Raw genomic sequence first — 16,301 nt, forward strand, 5'->3', positions numbered from 1 at the left:
GGAGGCACAAAAGAGAATTAGTATAAAAATGTCACAATTTAGACACAATTATAATGCGCGTGTTGTAGGGACTATAAGTTTACTCTCGAGGAGGTAATGAAACGTATGAAAACGATTCTTGCTGTTGCTGGTCTCATTTGGGTAATGTCTCACGGTTTTCCGATTTTTGAAGGGGAGCAAATTCGTAGTGCTTTGAATGAAAAGTTTAATGATTATCATGTGATAGATCGAAAAGATAATGTCGTTACAGTACGTGTGAAAGACTGTTTCCATACAGTTACGGTTGCGGATGGAAACATTACAAATGAAACGAAAATGTGTGATAAAAGGTAAAAGAAAGAAGCTGACTATAGCGCACTGTTTTGAGTCAGCTTCTTTTTCTTTTTCCAATTAGAATTTTTTCAAATGCCTCAACAAATACATACATAAGAGTTGCAAGAACACATGTGAGTAGTACGCTAAGTAAGACGAGTGTGAAGTTAAAGACTTGGAATCCGTAGCTAATTAAGTAGCCAAGTCCTTGTTTGGAAACGAGAAGTTCTCCGAAAATAACACCAACCCAGGATAAACCAACATTTACTTTTAACGTTGAGATAATTGCTGGAAAGGATGCAGGGAGAACGACTTGCTTATAACATTGCCATTTATTTGCGCCAAATGTATCCATCACTTTTATATAGTTAGAATCGACTTCTTGAAATGCACTGTAAATAACGAGAATGGTAATGATGATGGAAATGATTACTCCCATTGCGATAGAAGATGAAATGTTTGGACCGAAAATAACGATGATGATTGGACCGAGTGCAACTTTTGGCATTGCATTTAGGACGACGAGGTAAGGATCAAGTACGCGGGCTAGAAGTGGCATCCACCAAAGAAACGTGGCAATAATAGCACCGAGTACCGTTCCGAGAATGAAGCCTACTCCGGTTTCCAGCAATGTCGTCCATATGTGGACCCAAAGTGAACCGTCGATCCATTTCGTTAAGAAGAGATCCCAAATACTCGAAGGAGAACTAAAGAGTAAAGGATCGATCCATTCTTTTTTGCTAGCTATTTCCCATAGTGCAAAGAAAAGAATAAGTAGTAAAAGCTGTAGTGAGCGAGCAATCCAAGCACGCCTGCGTTCTTTCTTTCGAAATTGTTCATGTAGTTGTTTTATATTATCCAAGTCGTTCCAGCTCCTTCCATATATCTTGAAAGAGGGCTGGGAAATCGTAGTGATGGCGTGCTTCTAACGGTGATAAAGAACGGATACTTTCCGGGACGATAAAGGTTTTTGCGATTTTTCCAGGATTTGCTTGCAGTAAATAAATACGATCACTCATCGCAATCGCCTCTTCAATATCGTGAGTAACAAGTAGTGATGTTTTCTTATATTTATTTAGTAAGTTGAAAACGAGTTCTTCTAGTTTTAATTTCGTTTGATAATCGAGTGCGGAGAATGGTTCATCTAGTAATAAAATTTTCGGATCAGTTGCTAACGTTCGAACGAGAGCAGCACGTTGACGCATACCGCCGGATAGTTCACGAGGATATTGTCCTTCTACCCCATGTAGACCGACTTGCTTTAAAAGGTTTAAAGTATGTTCTTTCATTTGTTCATCATAAATCCTTCGAATATGAAGTCCAAGCATAATATTTTCTTCAATCGTTTTCCACGGGAATAAGTAATCTTGCTGCAACATATATCCCATAGATGATGTTTTCGTTGTAATTGGTTCACCATCTAAAAAGACAATACCATCAATTGGATCAAGTAATCCAGCAATGATTGAGAGGAGCGTTGTTTTACCGCAACCACTTGGGCCGAGTATAGAAATAAATTCGCCTTCTTCCACTTGTAAGCTCATATCTTCAAGAATAAGTTTGGCATTCTCTTTTGCAAAAAAGCAGTGAGAAACGTTACGTATTTGTAAAAAACTCATACACTTCGCCTCTATTTCTTAATAACGCTTTCGGCAATTTTTGTATTGACGAGCGCTTCATGTGGGACTTCTTTTTGTAATTCACCAGCGTCTTTCATAATCGTTTGGAGCTGTTTCCATTCTTCCGCATCTAGTAGTGGATTTGTCGCATAAGAATGTTGCTTTTTATACCGTTCAATTACTTTTAATGTAATGTCTTTTGAAGTGTCTTTAAATAGCGGGGAAACAGCATCAGCAATCTCTTCTGGACTATGTGTATCAACCCATTGCTGTGCTTTATAGAGCGCACGTGTGAACTTTTCAGCAGCAGCTTTATCTTTCTTTAAGAAACTTTCTTTTGCCATGAATGTTGTATAAGGAACAGTACCAGATTCATTTCCGAATGAAGCGACGATATAACCTTTACCTTCTTTTTCGAATATGCTTGCAGTCGGTTCAAAGAGCTGGACAAACTCTCCAGTACCAGATGCGAAGGCATTTGCAATATTAGCAAATTCGATATTTTGAATTAAGTTCGTATCTTTACGAGGATCAATGCCATTTTTCTTTAAAACGTATTCCCCAACCATTTGCGGCATGCCGCCTTTACGCTGTCCTAAAAATGTAACACCTTTTACGTCATTCCAATTAAAAGAGTCTAGTTTTTTACGTGAAACTAAAAATGTCCCATCTGTTTGTGTAAGCTGTGCAAAGTTAATGACAGGGTCTTTCGCTCCTTGTTGATGAACGTAAATAGACGTTTCAGAACCGACGAGAGCAATATCAATTCCGCCAGATAATAGGGCGGTCATCGTTTTATCGCCACCAGCTGTTGTTTGTAGGTCAATATTTAGTCCTTCATCTTTAAAAAATCCTTTTTCAATCCCAACATATAATGGGGCATAGAAGAGAGAATGGGTAACTTCGCCGACGCGAATGTTTTGAGTTTGTTCTTTCGTACTTTCTTTTTTACTACTACAAGCAGCAAAAGTAAAAACAGCTAGTAACATGATGCAAAAAATCGCGATTAATTTTTTCACTATATAACACCTCCTAGAAGTCACTCTACAAGCATGATATGTAGGTAATCGCCCATATGTGAGTGTAGATAGCAGGAATTTTTTTGGAGGTAAAGAAGTACAAATATAAGGGGTGATAAAATGGAGTACGAATACGATGATAGCGTACATTTACATCTTGATTATTTCGGGACAGAATGTGATATGGAATCGATTGCTTATAAGAGAAAGAATGAAGACGTATGGGATGTGTATTTTAATTTTGGAGTATACGGTATTCAGAAAGACGATGTAGAGTTAGGGAGATTTATGGACGAATATGCTGGTCATTACGTTTTTTCTGTACATGCTCGCGATCTTAGCTGGGAATTTGGAAGTGCCCAGTTTGAAGAGTGGGTTTTGAAAAATCGGATAGTAGAAAAAACGCTACAAAAATAGGAGGAATTTTGTGATTGGATTTCTCATCTTATTATTTATTTTTGTGGCCGGATTTTTTATTATGCAAATGCTTATTTACCAATTTGCAAAGAAAAACATCCATAAATATACAAAAATAAAATGGTTTCATATGTGGCTACATATGAATATGAAAAAATGCCCGAGATTAGATTTTTTTGATTTTGTAGTTACAGTACTCGTATGTATTGTATGGAAAATATGGCTGCTTCCTTTTATATAATACACATGCTAATCATCTTCTCTTTTATCATAAAATAACGAAAAGAACCTGTCTTGTGGCGGGTTCTTTTCGTTATAGTAATAGTTGTAAAAAACTTGCATTTATACATAAAACAGTGAGTGGTGTTGTGAAAGATATTTTGACAAATACAGAAACACATACATACGGAATTAAAGTGTAATTACAGAATGGACAAATTGGCCGTGTGTAAAGTGTGGGGAATAAGAAAGAGGTCGTCCAACGGTGGACGACCTCTTTCTTATTATGCTTGGTTAGTGCGGAAGAATGGAAGTTTCTGCACAATGTGAATTAATCCGTATGCAAGAATTAAGCACATAAGAGGATTAATGAAAAATCCATAGCGATTAATTGCTAAGAATAAGTTTGAGAAGATAATGTAAATAATAGAACTTGCTACTAGCATCATAACGCGTTTATGTTTAAATGAATTTAGCATGAAGCAGAAGCTGCTCAAGAATGTACCGATGATAAACACTCTATGACATAGTTGCATAAAGTTGTGAATACGGTATTGGTCTACAGCAGGAGCTGTTTTGAATAATTCAATTGTTTTACCGACAGTGAACCAAGAGAACCAATAAGTGAAGTCCGTCTTAAATCCGTTCTTGATTAATTCTTTTGCGTATGCACCTTTGTCATCTAAGCCTTTAGCTCTCATTTCATTTACTATATTTTCATATCCAATTTTATTAAATGGATCTGCACCGGCAATTAGTGGATCTGCACCTTGGGTTGAGAATAAAATAAATTGGTTGAGTGCTAAGTAGTTACGAACAACCCATGCGCCAATAATAAAGAAAGGTCCGATAAACCATAACAATCCGATTCGAATGGAGTCTTTAAATCCATATGTAAATAACACAACAAGAACAGGAATGAGCATCATTGGAGCTGGATTTGGACGGAACATAAGTAAAATTGAAACGACAATTCCAAACCATATATGGAATTTCACTTTATTGTATTTCCATGCGAGAACAAATACATATACACATAACGCCAATAAGAATATGGATGGAACTTCTGTTAGCAATGTACGGAAGTATGTATAGTTACTTGGATAAATAGCATATAAAATACTTGCAACAATTCCATAAATGTTTTTTTCGAACAATTCTTTTCCTATTAAGAATACTAATAGTACTGTGCAAAGGTTCATGATCATGTTAATAACAGTTGCTACGTAATAGTAAGGAATTGATGTAATATCAGAAATAATCATAGCGCCAGCTAATAGTAATGGCTGACCTGGTGTAATATATGCATTTTTTCCTGGAACTTCACTAGGTTCTAAATACACATAACCAAATACACCATGTTTTAATAGTTGTTCAGCTGTTAACGAATAGTTAAAGGCATCATTTGCACCATATGTTACTTTGACTAACTCTCCATCTAATCCCGGCTGTTTTACTAAACAAAAAACGTGAAACAGGAAAGAAAGCGCCAAAATTACATATACCGCTTTAGGCAAACTCTTAAACTTAGTAAGCAAAAATGAGCAACTCCTTTTTTATTAATTCTTTCGTATTTTTATGTGAAATCTTTAATAGTATTAAGGATTTCCAAAACATAGTTATTATATCATAAAGTGGAATGCTGAAATTAAGTTTTTCAAGAATGAGTAATTTGTATGCCACAATTTAACTGTTGATTAAGGGAATATTAAGACAATACATTTATGATAGAAACAAGTATGCAGACGAAATATGTAATATATGTTATTTTAATAGAAATAGTTCTTTCGATGCGGGGGAAATTAAGACATAGAAACGAGGGAATGAATTGAAGTATGGTTCTACACTTTTTCATCTTCCAAAAAGAAATATATTAATTTCTAGCATTATAAGTAGTATGGTGACTTTATTAGTAATAACTATGCTGTTTATGATTTTAAAGGTTTTCAATTTAGACATGATGAAAGATCATTTAAATCAAAAGCTTGTTTTAAGTGTTATGATGATTTTCGTATGGGGCATAACGTTTTATATTACGCATTTCAATAAAAAAGAGATGTCTATACTTAGAGCATCCCTACGAGTGCATTTTATATTATTTTTGCTAGCTCATACAGTAGCGTTATTTTATATTGTCATGCAAGTTAATATGAGTTTCATAGAGGCAATGAATTGGATTTACTTTTATAATATGCAGTTTATATTAAGTTTTGTAGTAATTTATGCAATATATATTCTTGTATATAATTTAATAGGTAAGGTTTTTCTAAGTATGGTTTTAACGAGCTGTACGTTAGTCATTTTATGTATTGTGAATTATTTGAAGCTTATTTTCAGAGGTGATCCGTTATATCCTTCTGATTTTACACAAATTACGCATATGCAATCTGTTATACCGATGGTGATGGACTATTTTAGTTGGAGTTATATTTTTGTCATTATCTTAAGTATCGTAGCTTGTATTGTAGCAGGGATATATATGAGAAGGTATATTCAAAATGTAAAGATTCATCTAGGAATAAGAGCCTTATTAGTAGTAGGATCTATTTTTGTTCTATATGCGTACGGTAATTTTGCGAATACATTTATGAATAAAGTATTTCAAAAATCAGGTGTAGATTTTGTTTTGTGGAATCAAAATGAGAACTATGCTTCAAATGGTTTTGTACTTGGGTTTATTAGCAATTTAGATACAACAGTTATGGAAAAACCAAAAAATTATTCTAAAGAAAATATGCTTCAAATAGCAAACGATATAAAAAAACAATATAGTGGAAATATAGGGAGCCAAAAGAAAAAAGAGAAACCGAATATTATTTTTGTAATGAGTGAATCGTTTTGGGATCCGACGAAAGTAACTAACCTTTCTTTTAGTGAAGATCCTGTACCAAATTTACATCATTATATAGAAAACTTTCCTGGTGGACAAACTATTTCTCCTACATTTGGGGGAAATACGGCGAACGTTGAATTTGAGGCATTAACAAGTTATTCAATGAGTTTGTTAAAGCCAGGTTCTATACCATATCAGCAGGTTATTACAAATAAGAAAGAAATTCCATCAATCCCTACGGCGTTGAAAAAAGAAGGTTATTATACAAGTGCAATTCATTCATTTGGTCGCACATTCTTTAAACGTGATGATGTATATAAGGTGTTAGGGTTTGATAAGTTTAATGCAGAGGACACGATGGAAAATGTGGATATTGATGGAGATTATATTAGTGATTTAGCGATGAGTAAAGAGATAATTGCTGAGTTAGAGAAACAAAAACAACCTACATTTATTCATGCAGTTACGATGCAAAATCATTTTCCATTTACAGAGGGCCGATTTGGTGAAAACCTAATCGAAATTAGCGGTCTAGAAAATGAAGACTCAAAGGGAGAATTAGAGACGTATACAGAAGGATTAAGACGTTCAGATGAGGCTCTTCAATATTTAATAGAGCAACTAGATAATTTTGATAGACCTACATTATTAGTATTCTTTGGAGATCATCTTCCATCATTAGGAACAAATAAATCTTTTTATAAAGAAAATGGGTATATAACGAATGAAAAAACACCGAATGAACGTTTAGCCATGGCGCAAACACCGCTATTAATGTATGCAAACTTTGATATGCCAAATGATAATTTAGGTTTAGTAAGCCCAATTCATTTTTCTAATCTTATTTTTGATTATGCAGGATTAAATAAATCCTTATTTTATCAATTTTTATCGGAATTTTACAAGGAAATACCAGTGCTTAGAGATGAATTAAAAGTTGATAAAAATGGAGAAGTAATCAATGATTTAACAAAGAAACAAAAAGAAATGTTAGAGCAATATAAAATGCTCCAATATGATTTACTCGTTGGAAATCAATATAGTAAAGATATCCTCTTTAAATAAAAGAAACAAAAAGAACTTGTATAACGATACAAGTTCTTTTTTCATAGTATTTAACGGGGTAACCAGACAAGCTGGGTTTAGGGAGTATTACCTGTACATTTAGTATATATGAAAATGTAATCGTTTTATTTGTGTATTTGTGAGAAATATGTGAATTTTATGTTTTGTGAAAAATCGATTATATTAACTTTCGTTCTTGTATTGCAGTTGTTATACATGTAAAAATTTTATCAGTTCTTTATTTAATTCATCCGCTTGATCGATTGGTGAACCATGACCACTATTTGTAAGAGCATGTAACTGAGAATTTTTAATTCGTTGTTGCGTAAGCTCAGCACTTTTGTAAGGAATTAGTTGGTCGTGAACGCCGTGGAAGATTTTTGTTGGGACGTTAATTTTATTTAAATCTTTCGTTACATCTTCATTTGCAGCTGCTTGTAAAATTTTTATAAGGGCATAAGAAGCGGACTGCATACCGAGATAAGAAAACCATTCAAGGGTTGCAGCCCCTAAGTTTCTATTAAAAAAGGATAAAGATACATCATTTAAAAATTTTGGTAAATTAGCATACATTTGATTAATGAGAGCATCTGCTTGTTCTTTCGGTACACCGTAAGGGGACTCTTGATTTTTAACGAAAGAGGGGGAGACAGCGTCAATTAATGCGAGCTTAGAAATGCGGCGCCCATTATAGCGAGACATATAGCGAATAGAAAGAGCACCACCAACTGAGAAACCGACTAATGTAGCGTTCTCTACTTGAAGTGCTTCCAGAACAATTGCGATATCATCGGCTAATCGATCATACGTGTAACCAGTCCATGGCTTATCAGATTGTCCATTCCCTCGTATATCCATGGCGATACAGCGAAAGCCATGCTCAGGTAAAACATTGAGTTGATATTGGTACATTTGATGATTTAAAGGCCATCCGTGAACGAAGAAAACAGTCTTACTACCTGGACCAGGATTAACGTCTTGCACAAAAATATGCACATCTTTCTCGACAGTAACAAACATAAATTTCCCCCTGTTTTATGAATATGCTCTATCCCAAAAGCGTTGTTTTGTCATAGCTTTAATAAATTCATTTGCTAGCCTCGTAGGGTCTTGTTCTATTAGAACACCAGGCTTTCCTTCGATATTTAAAGATTGAATAATAGAAGAGCCGTTTTGGAAGGAGCCAATCGGCTTAAAGTGATTATATGATTCTACGACAAATGAACTTGCTTTGTTAAGAAAATGATCATCCATCTCTCCGCCGATAAGAAGTAATCCATCATAAAGGAGTGGTGAGCCTGTTAAGAAAGTATCATTTACTTCCCACTGTCCATTTGGCGTTCCCTGCACTACCTAATCGTTCTGAAACGATCACTGGCAGTTCAAGAGTTTTCATCGTTTGAAATTTTAATACCTGTATTTGTTGTCATCTCCTTTCCTTCATTTTCACGCATGAAAGATTGGAGTTGTTCGGTCTTTTTATTTTTTTTGCCATCCATAAAAAACACCTCCCATAATATACGTATTATTGTTTATGTTTTTTATGCTTGTATATAGCATGAAGATATTGCATAGTTGGCATGATTTTCCTCAAATGTTCGATTTATCTTTGTTTGTCTATGAAAATCATTTATTATAATAAATGGTATTCTTCGAGATATTATTTTGAAGGGGTGTTGAAGTGAAAGAAAGTTTTCTATCATATAAAGAAGAAGAAAGAAATGCAAAAATCCTTTTATGGGTGTTATATGTCATTGTTATTGTATATCAAATTTTCTATGCAATCGTATTAGAAGATAAATCAATAATGGATAAGGGATACAATATAATATGGCAAGTTATTTGCGGAGTAGCAATACTGTGCGTGAATATATATTTAATGAAAAAAGAGAAGGCAAACCTTGTTAAATATGCATGGATATTTGCATACATAGGGATAGAACTCGCTAATATATTTTCGTATGTTTTTTATAATAAGGCGGCGTTTGATGCGACAAATATAATAGAAATTATTCTCATTTTCTTTGTACCTATATTTTTAAATAAAAAATTCTATGTGTTTTTACTTTCCTCTATTGTAGGAAAATATTTAATTTATTTATTTGTATTAGAGGAAGTAAAAGCATTTATGTTCCTTATTATGTATACACTTATGTTAATAGCTGTATATATCATTTTAAACCGATTTTTACAATATCTTTCAGCTGTAAAGGAAAGTATTGCGATTGCTAGTGAATCACAGAAATTAGCAGTAATCGGAAAAATGGCAGCGACGGTTGGACATGAAATTAAAAATCCACTCGCTTCATTAAAAGGATTTACGCAATTACAACGAGAGAAGCATGAAGAGGATCCTATTTATAAACGTATGATTTTTGAAATAGAAAATATGAATAATATGATAAGTGAGTTAATGGAAGTTGCTACATGCAAACCTTCTATTTATAAGAAACATGATGTAGGAAAAATTGTATTACAAGTAATAACAAGTCTTCGCGAAAAAGTGAATGAATTAAACGTGCAGTTTATTTCTAATGTGGAAGAAAAAACAATAGAAATTGAATGTGATGAACGAAAAATAAGAGGAGTCTTTTTATATACGATAAAAAATGCTTTAGAGGCAATGGGACAAGGTGGCATATTACATTTACAATTAGAAAATAAAGGGAAAGAATATGTAATGATCAGTGTGATCGATAATGGTCATGGTATTAAGCAAGAAAACTTATCCCGTGTTACAGAGGCCTTTTATACAACGAAACAAGATAAAATTGGTCTGGGACTGACGGTAGCGAATCGAATTGTCGCCGAGCACCTTGGTGAGTTGCATATTTCAAGTGAAAAAGATACTGGAACGAGAATAGACATCATTCTCCCAAGGAAGTGTGGAAATACTGAAATCCAAGTGGAAGAAAAGCTAGGAGTTACCATATGAATAAAGGCTATATATTTAAAAATGAAGAAATAAAGGCGCTAAAAGCATTTTTAAGTTTATTTTTTATTATATTTTTCGTATATGATCTTGCCTATGAATTTATTGTACCGTTAATCGGTGGAGAGCAAGAAGGTGTAGGAGAGTTTGAAGATGGTTTAGGTTTATGGCTTTACTTTTTGATGGTGGTATTGTTTTGCATTGGAATATACTTTATGAAATGGAAGAATGCTTTTGCGGTAAAGTATATTATTCTAATTGGCTATAATGTATTAGATTGTATCCATAACATTATGATTTATTATGGTAGCGATGCAGAATTTGACGGTGGAAATATAGTAGAAGGATTTTTTATTTTGTTTGCACCAATCTTTGTGAATAAAAGATATTTCTGGTTAGTTCCAGCGATACTTATCGGAAAGTATGCTCTTACAGGAATCATTATTCAATCTTCTCTCGTTTTAATCCCAATGGCATTATATAGCGTATTTACTATCATATGTTGGATTATATTTTTAAGGGTTCAGTCTTACGTTCGTACGCTTGAGATGATGGACAAAGAAATAAAACAGACAGAAAAACTAGCAGCTGTTGGAAAGATGGCAACGGTTATTGGTTATAAGATTAGAAGACCTTTAGCAAACTTAAAAAAACTTGTGAATAAACAAGCAGACAAGCATCCAGAGGATAAAATTTATAGTGATATTATGAAACAAGAAGTAGATCGGATTTATATAATTGCTACAGAACTTAGTGGATTTGAGAAATCTAAATCACTAGAATCAGAAACTCATAACATAAAAGAAATTATCTCTTATGTTATTCGAGTTATGGAAAAGCCTGCTTTAAAACAAGGAGTCCACATACAAGGTATTTACAGTAAAGACTTACCATCAATTACATGTGATGAAAAACGATTAAAACAGGTCTTTTTTAATTTAATCAAAAATGCAATTGAAGCAATGTCAGTTGGCGGAACAATTACGATTAAAGTTACTGTAAAAGATGGAATCATCGTTCAAGTGAAAGATGAGGGATGCGGCATTCCGAAAGATAAAATTCCAAAGTTAAATGAAGCCTTTTATACAACGAAAGAAACAGGAACTGGTCTAGGTTTAGTAGTTACAGAAAAAATTATTAAAGACCACAACGGTAAAATGAGTTTTGAAAGTGAAGTTGGGGTTGGAACGACGGTTGAAGTTATGTTACCACTGCATTAACTACAAAAAACATCACTTATTTGGAAGTGATGTTTTTGTGTTCTTCTTAGGTAGACGTTCTAAAAAAGAGGACGATAACGAAAAATAATATATTGATAGTGTAAAAAGAAAATAATGGATGTTTTACTATGAAAAATATATAATGGCTTTGTCTGTTATTTGTTGTAGTTCATTTATATTTCTATTTGTTGACCCGAATCTCGGGTCTTTTTTTTTATGAAATGAATTGCTATATGTCAGTGATTAGAAAAATAGAATATATATTCATGCTGTAATACTGGTAGCACCAGTAAACTCGGTGCTACCAGTAGGTTCGTTTTCCGGCACAACGAAAGCATTTACGTTGGTACAGGTGGTGCTTTCACATTTCTCTATTTTTCTGTGGTCGATTGTATTGTGTATATAAATTTAAAAAATGATAGCGTTAGAGCCACCATTTCTCCTGCGGAAGCAAAATAACATCCACATCAAAATTCTCTTTAAACCAATCATACATCAATGTCTCTTTCACTAAATATTCAGAGGCAGAGTGTGACACACCAATTAGAGACATATTCGTTTCTTTTACATAATCCATAATGAGCGAGTATTTATGTCTGCCGTAATCATTATCGATATGGCAATGGATTTCTCCTGTAATATATGCGTCAGCACCTTTTTCTTCTGCTTCCTTCATTAAAGATACGACATCGCCACATCCAGCGATAATTGCGATTTTTTTGATGGAATCATGTCGTTTACCTTCGAAGTCTGTGTAAGGAATCTGGAAGAGTTGTTTTAGATGTTTTTGGAGTGCTTCTGTTGATGTTTCATCTATTTCACAAATAAGGCCAACTGGTTCTTGTTCTGGACCTCCATATGCAAAGTCGTCCACTACAGTAGCGTTTAATGCTTTTGCAATTGAAATACTCGTTCCATGTGTTTTATGAAAATCCATTGGTACGTGACATGTATATATAGAAAGTTGTTTTTCTTTTATTCCTTGCAAATATTTTTCAGGAATTGGTAAGAAACCGCGGCCTGATCTTCCAAGCGGATCACCGCACTCCATTACAAGGGGATGATGCATAAAGAGTAAATCACCGGGTGTGGATTGTGAAATGAATGTTTCAAGAACGTCATCTGTAGGGAATACAGCTAAAAATACTTTGTTTACATTTTCAGATCCGTGCATCATAAGGCCGTTAAATAAATCTACAAAATTTGCTTCGAAAAATTGTTGCCAAGGAAATTTGATAGGATCATATACGGCTGGGATAAATCGACTAAAGGCACTATCTTTTCCGTATTTTTCAATTTGGAATAAGTGATCGAGTGATTGCTCTATTTTTTTTAAGGCTGGCATGTTTGATAATCCTCCTTAAGATGATTCTTGCTTTATGAGTTGTTTGTATTCTTCGTAGCAAAATAAGAAGCGGATAGGAAACAAATAAAACCTAGAATCCAGCTAATAAAAGGAGAATAGGGAAGTACATGCTGTAATAGCATTCCGCTAGAAATGAAGAAACTACTAAATACACCTAATAACATGGGATAGCGTTGTAGTTTGAACACAGATAGTAAACATCCTTTCTCCTGCATGAACTACTCATAAAAGCTCGATTGCTGAAACTTTATCACATACATTGTATATTAGTCTTAATTTTCTGTATATAACTTTTAAGAAAAATGGTGATACAATATATGAATGATAAGAGAAGAGAGGATGAAGATTAACATATGTACGTTACTGTAACAGAAGCAGCATATAAAAAGATTATGGATACGATTCCAAGTGAAGCGAAATATATAAAGTTATTTTATGATAATGAAGGTTGCGGTTGTGTTATGAGCGGAATCATCGATTTAGTAGCTGTAGCAGAGAAAGATGAGCGCGATGTGGATATTGAATCAAGCACAATGAATTTTATCGCTGATCGTACAAAGCTTGTATTTATGGACGATAAGTTAACGGTTGATTGGCATGAAGGTGGAGGAACTTTTCAGTTGAAGAGCCCAAGCCAGTTTTATAATCCAAATATGAAATTACACGTTCGAGTATAGTAAAGGTGAGTCCAAAATGTATTTTGGACTCACTTTTTTTATTTTATAAGTCGCTATTATTGTCGATAAGTCGATATATTGAAAAAATCGCTGATATAAATGGAGTTGCGCCGATATAATTTCATTTACCAAAACGTTTCATATAATAAAAAGATTTTTTCACATAATGAAATGTACATGTGATTGAATTTTCTGTATAATCTTCTTTGCGGAGGGGATACGCATGAGAAGATGGGGAATTGAGTTATTAATTTTAAGTGTTGTTATTATTTGGGGGATTAACTATACAATTGCGAAGTATGGACTTTTAGAATTTACAGCAATTGAGTTTACTGCACTTCGTATGATGGCGGCGGCACCGCTTCTGTTACTCCTTACCTTTTGTATTGAAAAGTCGGTTTATATGGAGCGAACGGATATACCTAGATTAATTATCGTTAGCGTTGTAGGTATTGTACTGTATCAAACCTTATTTATGGAAACTGTCAAATATACATCCGCTACAAATGCCTCTTTACTCATTTCTATTTCACCTATTTTTACAACTGCATTTGCGATTTTCTTGAAACAAGAAAAGTTTTCTTCTCGAAAGTTAATCGGTTCTATGACTGCCTTTGTTGGTGCAGCCTTAGTTTTAGTAGCAGGACATTCACTTACTAGTTCTTTTTATGGCAATGGAATTGGACTTATTACATCAATATGCTGGGGGCTTTATCCTGTTTTAGCAGGACCATTAATTAAAAAATATTCAGCATTACGTGTTACTGCATGGTCTGCATTAGTGGGTGCGATTCCGCTATTATTGTTAAGTGGTCCGCATGTATTTGTCATGCCATTTCACATTACTCACGGAATGACACTATTTGCTTTACTATATTCTATTTTCTTTGTAACAGTATTTGGTCTAGTAATGTGGTATGTTGGTGTTCAAAAAATTGGGGCGTCACATACGATGGTATATATGTATATAACGCCGCTTGTAGCGGTTCTATTTGCAGCTGTCTGGGCAAATGAATATGTATCGTTTCAACAAATCATCGGTGGAATTATCATTTTTGTCGGTCTATGGTTTGTGAAATCGGAGAAAGTAAAAGTTCATTCTATTGCAGAGGAACCTATATCAAAATAGGAAAACAGATCACCTATGATCTGCTTTCCTATTTTTTTATTTTTGGTAAGAAGATGAGAAACAAGATAGCAGTAATAAGTGGAATTAAGTTTAAAAATGGAATACGGAAGAGTGTAATAAGAATAATACCTGGAAGAAGAACACCGAGGACAGCGTAAAAAATGCTATGATTTTTCGTGTACCAATACAATGAAAGTCCAATAAGTGCAGGGATAATGAGGTGAATGAGAGCCATTAAAAAATAAATCATTAGACGCCCCCTTTATTTGTGTGCTTATTACATCATATCCGTATGTTCATAGATTGATATCATTTTTTTCATAAATGGACGAAAAAAGTTTGAAAAACCGTCACAAAATATGAGAATATGATGTTTGAAATCTTGTATAATATTATTTTCTAAAAACATTTAAACAACATAAACATACTGTTTATGTTGTTTTTAATTTGAATGAAATGAATGTAAGGAATATGAATTTGAAAGAAATTTTTTGTTGGATAGATAAGAACGAATGAAGAGAGGTACAGCATGATTAGTATGTCACTAAGATCATTTAAAATCCAATCGTATTATATACTAGGTATTTTGTTACTAGGTTGGATGTTAACACCGTTTTCAGCACACTTTTTAGGCGCTGGAATTGGGCTTATTGTAAGTATGTATTGCGTTTGGCTTTTAGGGAGAAGAATTGAGAAGCTTGGAGATAGTATCGTAAAGAAAACGAAAGCACCGACGCTTGGTATGTTTAATCGTTTTGCGGCTGCTATTTTGGGCGCTATTATTATGTACGAAATTGAGCACCATATGGTGATGTGGGCATTTGCAGTAGGGATTATGGGCGGTTATTTTTTAATCGTTGTGAATTTAGGTTATTATAGTATGAAAGATGAAAAGGAACTAACAAAAAGATAAAAAGCCTCTTTTTAGATGGAATAGAGGATCTAGCGAGGGATAGAAGCGTTTAAATCCTTTTTTAGCTCCATACGTTGTGAAACTAGAGGGATGTAATTTATATGTTCGAATCCGTAAGTTGTATGTGTAAAAATGAATTTACCCTAGAATAAGGGATCCAGCGATGAATAGTACAACAGGAAGCGAAACGTTGCATAAAATACAGGTTTTTGCTTCCAATAAGTTAACATGAAATTACGTATTAGTATGACTTTTAGGTTCTTTAAAAAAGTTGGATATAATACAAAAAACTATTCCGGTAATTAGAATAATATATTTTATTGTTTCACTTGTATGCCCAAATAAATTAACGTTAAGCATTACAAGTCCCCAAAGCATTTGAATCGCTCCATAACTGAATAAAATTTTTCCTGTACGAGAAAAATTTTTCATAGGTCTCACTCCTTCCTATATATGTAAATTATATCATAAAAAACTAAAAACAAATAAATATAAAGTGAAATTTCTGCAAATTAATAAACTAAGTTACAGATGAAGAGATTAGCGTTTCACTTTATATAAGATATAGAAAGAAGCTTAC

18 protein-coding genes and 2 pseudogenes are annotated in these 16,301 nt (G+C 33.7%); 10 read left to right on the plus strand and 10 right to left on the minus strand.

All coding sequences use genetic code 11. From position 1 onward, the window contains the following. Positions 1–105 precede the first annotated feature (105 nt). On the plus strand, positions 106–333 hold the full coding sequence (locus ACTFO4_RS00535) for a hypothetical protein (RefSeq protein ID WP_000849112.1): 228 nt from the start codon (positions 106–108) through the stop codon (positions 331–333). A gap of 34 nt (positions 334–367) precedes the next feature. Here ACTFO4_RS00535 and ACTFO4_RS00540 read toward each other — a convergent pair whose 3' ends face one another. Genes ACTFO4_RS00540 through ACTFO4_RS00550 form a run of 3 tightly spaced genes read right to left on the minus strand, consistent with a single transcriptional unit; the run spans position 368 to position 2,950 of the window. Then, positions 368–1,174, minus strand: coding sequence for an ABC transporter permease (locus ACTFO4_RS00540; RefSeq protein ID WP_000368771.1), 807 nt, complete (start codon positions 1,172–1,174; stop codon positions 368–370). Then, the gene (locus ACTFO4_RS00545; protein ID WP_000009035.1) at positions 1,167–1,931 is read right to left on the minus strand and encodes an ABC transporter ATP-binding protein; all 765 of its coding nucleotides are present in this window, start codon (positions 1,929–1,931) and stop codon (positions 1,167–1,169) included. The genes ACTFO4_RS00540 and ACTFO4_RS00545 overlap by 8 nt, the downstream gene beginning before the upstream one ends. Positions 1,932–1,942: 11 nt before the next feature. Then, entirely contained in the window at positions 1,943–2,950 is a 1,008-nt protein-coding gene (locus tag ACTFO4_RS00550; protein ID WP_242259631.1) for an ABC transporter substrate-binding protein, read from the minus strand. Positions 2,951–3,070: 120 nt separating this feature from the next. Between ACTFO4_RS00550 and ACTFO4_RS00555 the strand changes: the two genes are divergently transcribed. The 3 genes and pseudogenes from ACTFO4_RS00555 to ACTFO4_RS00565 form a co-directional block, all read left to right on the plus strand. Beyond that, positions 3,071–3,367 (plus strand): DUF3986 family protein, encoded by a 297-nt coding sequence (locus ACTFO4_RS00555; protein WP_000455579.1) that lies wholly within the window; start codon positions 3,071–3,073, stop codon positions 3,365–3,367. 10 nt (positions 3,368–3,377) lie between these two features. Further along, positions 3,378–3,608 carry a hypothetical protein gene (locus ACTFO4_RS00560; protein WP_242259632.1) on the plus strand — a complete coding sequence of 77 codons (231 nt, stop codon included), beginning with the start codon at positions 3,378–3,380 and terminating at the stop codon, positions 3,606–3,608. A 109-nt stretch (positions 3,609–3,717) separates the two neighbouring features. After that, a pseudogene (locus ACTFO4_RS00565) lies at positions 3,718–3,789 on the plus strand (DUF2196 domain-containing protein); the annotation flags it as partial. Between the two features lie 81 nt (positions 3,790–3,870). On the opposite strand, the gene ACTFO4_RS00570 reads toward ACTFO4_RS00565, so the two are convergent. Beyond that, a complete protein-coding gene (locus ACTFO4_RS00570) occupies positions 3,871–5,124 on the minus strand; it encodes a glycosyltransferase family 39 protein (protein WP_017674396.1) in 1,254 nt (417 codons plus the stop codon). A 290-nt stretch (positions 5,125–5,414) separates the two neighbouring features. Between ACTFO4_RS00570 and ACTFO4_RS00575 the strand changes: the two genes are divergently transcribed. Continuing rightward, positions 5,415–7,484 carry an LTA synthase family protein gene (locus ACTFO4_RS00575; RefSeq protein ID WP_000873634.1) on the plus strand — a complete coding sequence of 690 codons (2,070 nt, stop codon included), beginning with the start codon at positions 5,415–5,417 and terminating at the stop codon, positions 7,482–7,484. Between the two features lie 210 nt (positions 7,485–7,694). Here the strand turns inward: ACTFO4_RS00575 and ACTFO4_RS00580 are convergent, their stop codons facing one another. The 3 genes and pseudogenes from ACTFO4_RS00580 to ACTFO4_RS00590 form a co-directional block, all read right to left on the minus strand. After that, complete coding sequence (locus ACTFO4_RS00580; RefSeq protein WP_440013288.1) at positions 7,695–8,504, minus strand: alpha/beta fold hydrolase; 810 nt, start codon at positions 8,502–8,504, stop codon at positions 7,695–7,697. 15 nt (positions 8,505–8,519) lie between these two features. Continuing rightward, a pseudogene (locus tag ACTFO4_RS00585) lies at positions 8,520–8,862 on the minus strand (catalase); the annotation flags it as partial. Between the two features lie 4 nt (positions 8,863–8,866). Beyond that, on the minus strand, positions 8,867–8,983 hold the full coding sequence (locus ACTFO4_RS00590; protein ID WP_002182974.1) for a hypothetical protein: 117 nt from the start codon (positions 8,981–8,983) through the stop codon (positions 8,867–8,869). A 182-nt stretch (positions 8,984–9,165) separates the two neighbouring features. Between ACTFO4_RS00590 and ACTFO4_RS00595 the strand changes: the two genes are divergently transcribed. Both ACTFO4_RS00595 and ACTFO4_RS00600 read left to right on the plus strand, forming a co-directional pair. Further along, a complete protein-coding gene (locus tag ACTFO4_RS00595; protein WP_242259633.1) occupies positions 9,166–10,419 on the plus strand; it encodes an ATP-binding protein in 1,254 nt (417 codons plus the stop codon). Next, on the plus strand, positions 10,416–11,636 hold the full coding sequence (locus ACTFO4_RS00600) for an ATP-binding protein (RefSeq protein WP_061457797.1): 1,221 nt from the start codon (positions 10,416–10,418) through the stop codon (positions 11,634–11,636). The genes ACTFO4_RS00595 and ACTFO4_RS00600 overlap by 4 nt, the downstream gene beginning before the upstream one ends. A 424-nt stretch (positions 11,637–12,060) precedes the next feature. Here the strand turns inward: ACTFO4_RS00600 and ACTFO4_RS00605 are convergent, their stop codons facing one another. After that, positions 12,061–12,981 (minus strand): Nif3-like dinuclear metal center hexameric protein, encoded by a 921-nt coding sequence (locus ACTFO4_RS00605; protein WP_061457796.1) that lies wholly within the window; start codon positions 12,979–12,981, stop codon positions 12,061–12,063. A 374-nt stretch (positions 12,982–13,355) separates the two neighbouring features. Here ACTFO4_RS00605 and ACTFO4_RS00610 point away from each other — a divergent pair, with 374 nt between their 5' ends. Beyond that, entirely contained in the window at positions 13,356–13,679 is a 324-nt protein-coding gene (locus ACTFO4_RS00610) for an iron-sulfur cluster biosynthesis family protein (RefSeq protein ID WP_000289570.1), read from the plus strand. Between the two features lie 223 nt (positions 13,680–13,902). Then, positions 13,903–14,808: a DMT family transporter gene (locus ACTFO4_RS00615; RefSeq protein ID WP_001255410.1), complete on the plus strand. Its 906-nt coding sequence runs from the start codon at positions 13,903–13,905 to the stop codon at positions 14,806–14,808. Positions 14,809–14,836: 28 nt separating this feature from the next. On the opposite strand, the gene ACTFO4_RS00620 is transcribed toward ACTFO4_RS00615, so the two are convergent. Next, positions 14,837–15,058 (minus strand): hypothetical protein, encoded by a 222-nt coding sequence (locus ACTFO4_RS00620; RefSeq protein ID WP_000639042.1) that lies wholly within the window; start codon positions 15,056–15,058, stop codon positions 14,837–14,839. A gap of 279 nt (positions 15,059–15,337) precedes the next feature. Between ACTFO4_RS00620 and ACTFO4_RS00625 the strand changes: the two genes are divergently transcribed. Then, positions 15,338–15,721, plus strand: coding sequence for an ATP synthase subunit I (locus tag ACTFO4_RS00625; protein ID WP_000624925.1), 384 nt, complete (start codon positions 15,338–15,340; stop codon positions 15,719–15,721). Positions 15,722–15,955: 234 nt separating this feature from the next. Here the strand turns inward: ACTFO4_RS00625 and ACTFO4_RS00630 are convergent, their stop codons facing one another. Further along, positions 15,956–16,153 (minus strand): hypothetical protein, encoded by a 198-nt coding sequence (locus ACTFO4_RS00630; protein WP_440013285.1) that lies wholly within the window; start codon positions 16,151–16,153, stop codon positions 15,956–15,958. Between the last annotated feature and the right edge of the window lie 148 nt (positions 16,154–16,301).

It is taken from the genome of Bacillus cereus group sp. MYBKT14-1, from assembly GCF_051915185.1.
In the GTDB taxonomy this organism is placed as follows: Bacteria; Bacillota; Bacilli; order Bacillales; family Bacillaceae_G; genus Bacillus_A; species Bacillus_A cereus.

Excerpts from the sequence above, each read along its gene's own strand:
- ACTFO4_RS00535 (WP_000849112.1), top strand. The coding sequence starts at position 106 with ATGAAAACGATTCTTGCTGTTGCTGGTCTCATTTGGGTAATGTCTCAC.
- ACTFO4_RS00545 (WP_000009035.1), bottom strand. The coding sequence starts at position 1,931 with ATGAGTTTTTTACAAATACGTAACGTTTCTCACTGCTTTTTTGCAAAA.
- ACTFO4_RS00555 (WP_000455579.1), top strand. The coding sequence starts at position 3,071 with ATGGAGTACGAATACGATGATAGCGTACATTTACATCTTGATTATTTC.
- ACTFO4_RS00580 (WP_440013288.1), bottom strand. The coding sequence starts at position 8,504 with ATGTTTGTTACTGTCGAGAAAGATGTGCATATTTTTGTGCAAGACGTT.
- ACTFO4_RS00590 (WP_002182974.1), bottom strand. The coding sequence starts at position 8,983 with ATGGATGGCAAAAAAAATAAAAAGACCGAACAACTCCAATCTTTCATG.
- ACTFO4_RS00600 (WP_061457797.1), top strand. The coding sequence starts at position 10,416 with ATGAATAAAGGCTATATATTTAAAAATGAAGAAATAAAGGCGCTAAAA.
- ACTFO4_RS00605 (WP_061457796.1), bottom strand. The coding sequence starts at position 12,981 with ATGCCAGCCTTAAAAAAAATAGAGCAATCACTCGATCACTTATTCCAA.
- ACTFO4_RS00610 (WP_000289570.1), top strand. The coding sequence starts at position 13,356 with ATGTACGTTACTGTAACAGAAGCAGCATATAAAAAGATTATGGATACG.
- ACTFO4_RS00615 (WP_001255410.1), top strand. The coding sequence starts at position 13,903 with ATGAGAAGATGGGGAATTGAGTTATTAATTTTAAGTGTTGTTATTATT.
- ACTFO4_RS00620 (WP_000639042.1), bottom strand. The coding sequence starts at position 15,058 with ATGATTTATTTTTTAATGGCTCTCATTCACCTCATTATCCCTGCACTT.
- ACTFO4_RS00625 (WP_000624925.1), top strand. The coding sequence starts at position 15,338 with ATGATTAGTATGTCACTAAGATCATTTAAAATCCAATCGTATTATATA.
- ACTFO4_RS00630 (WP_440013285.1), bottom strand. The coding sequence starts at position 16,153 with ATGAAAAATTTTTCTCGTACAGGAAAAATTTTATTCAGTTATGGAGCG.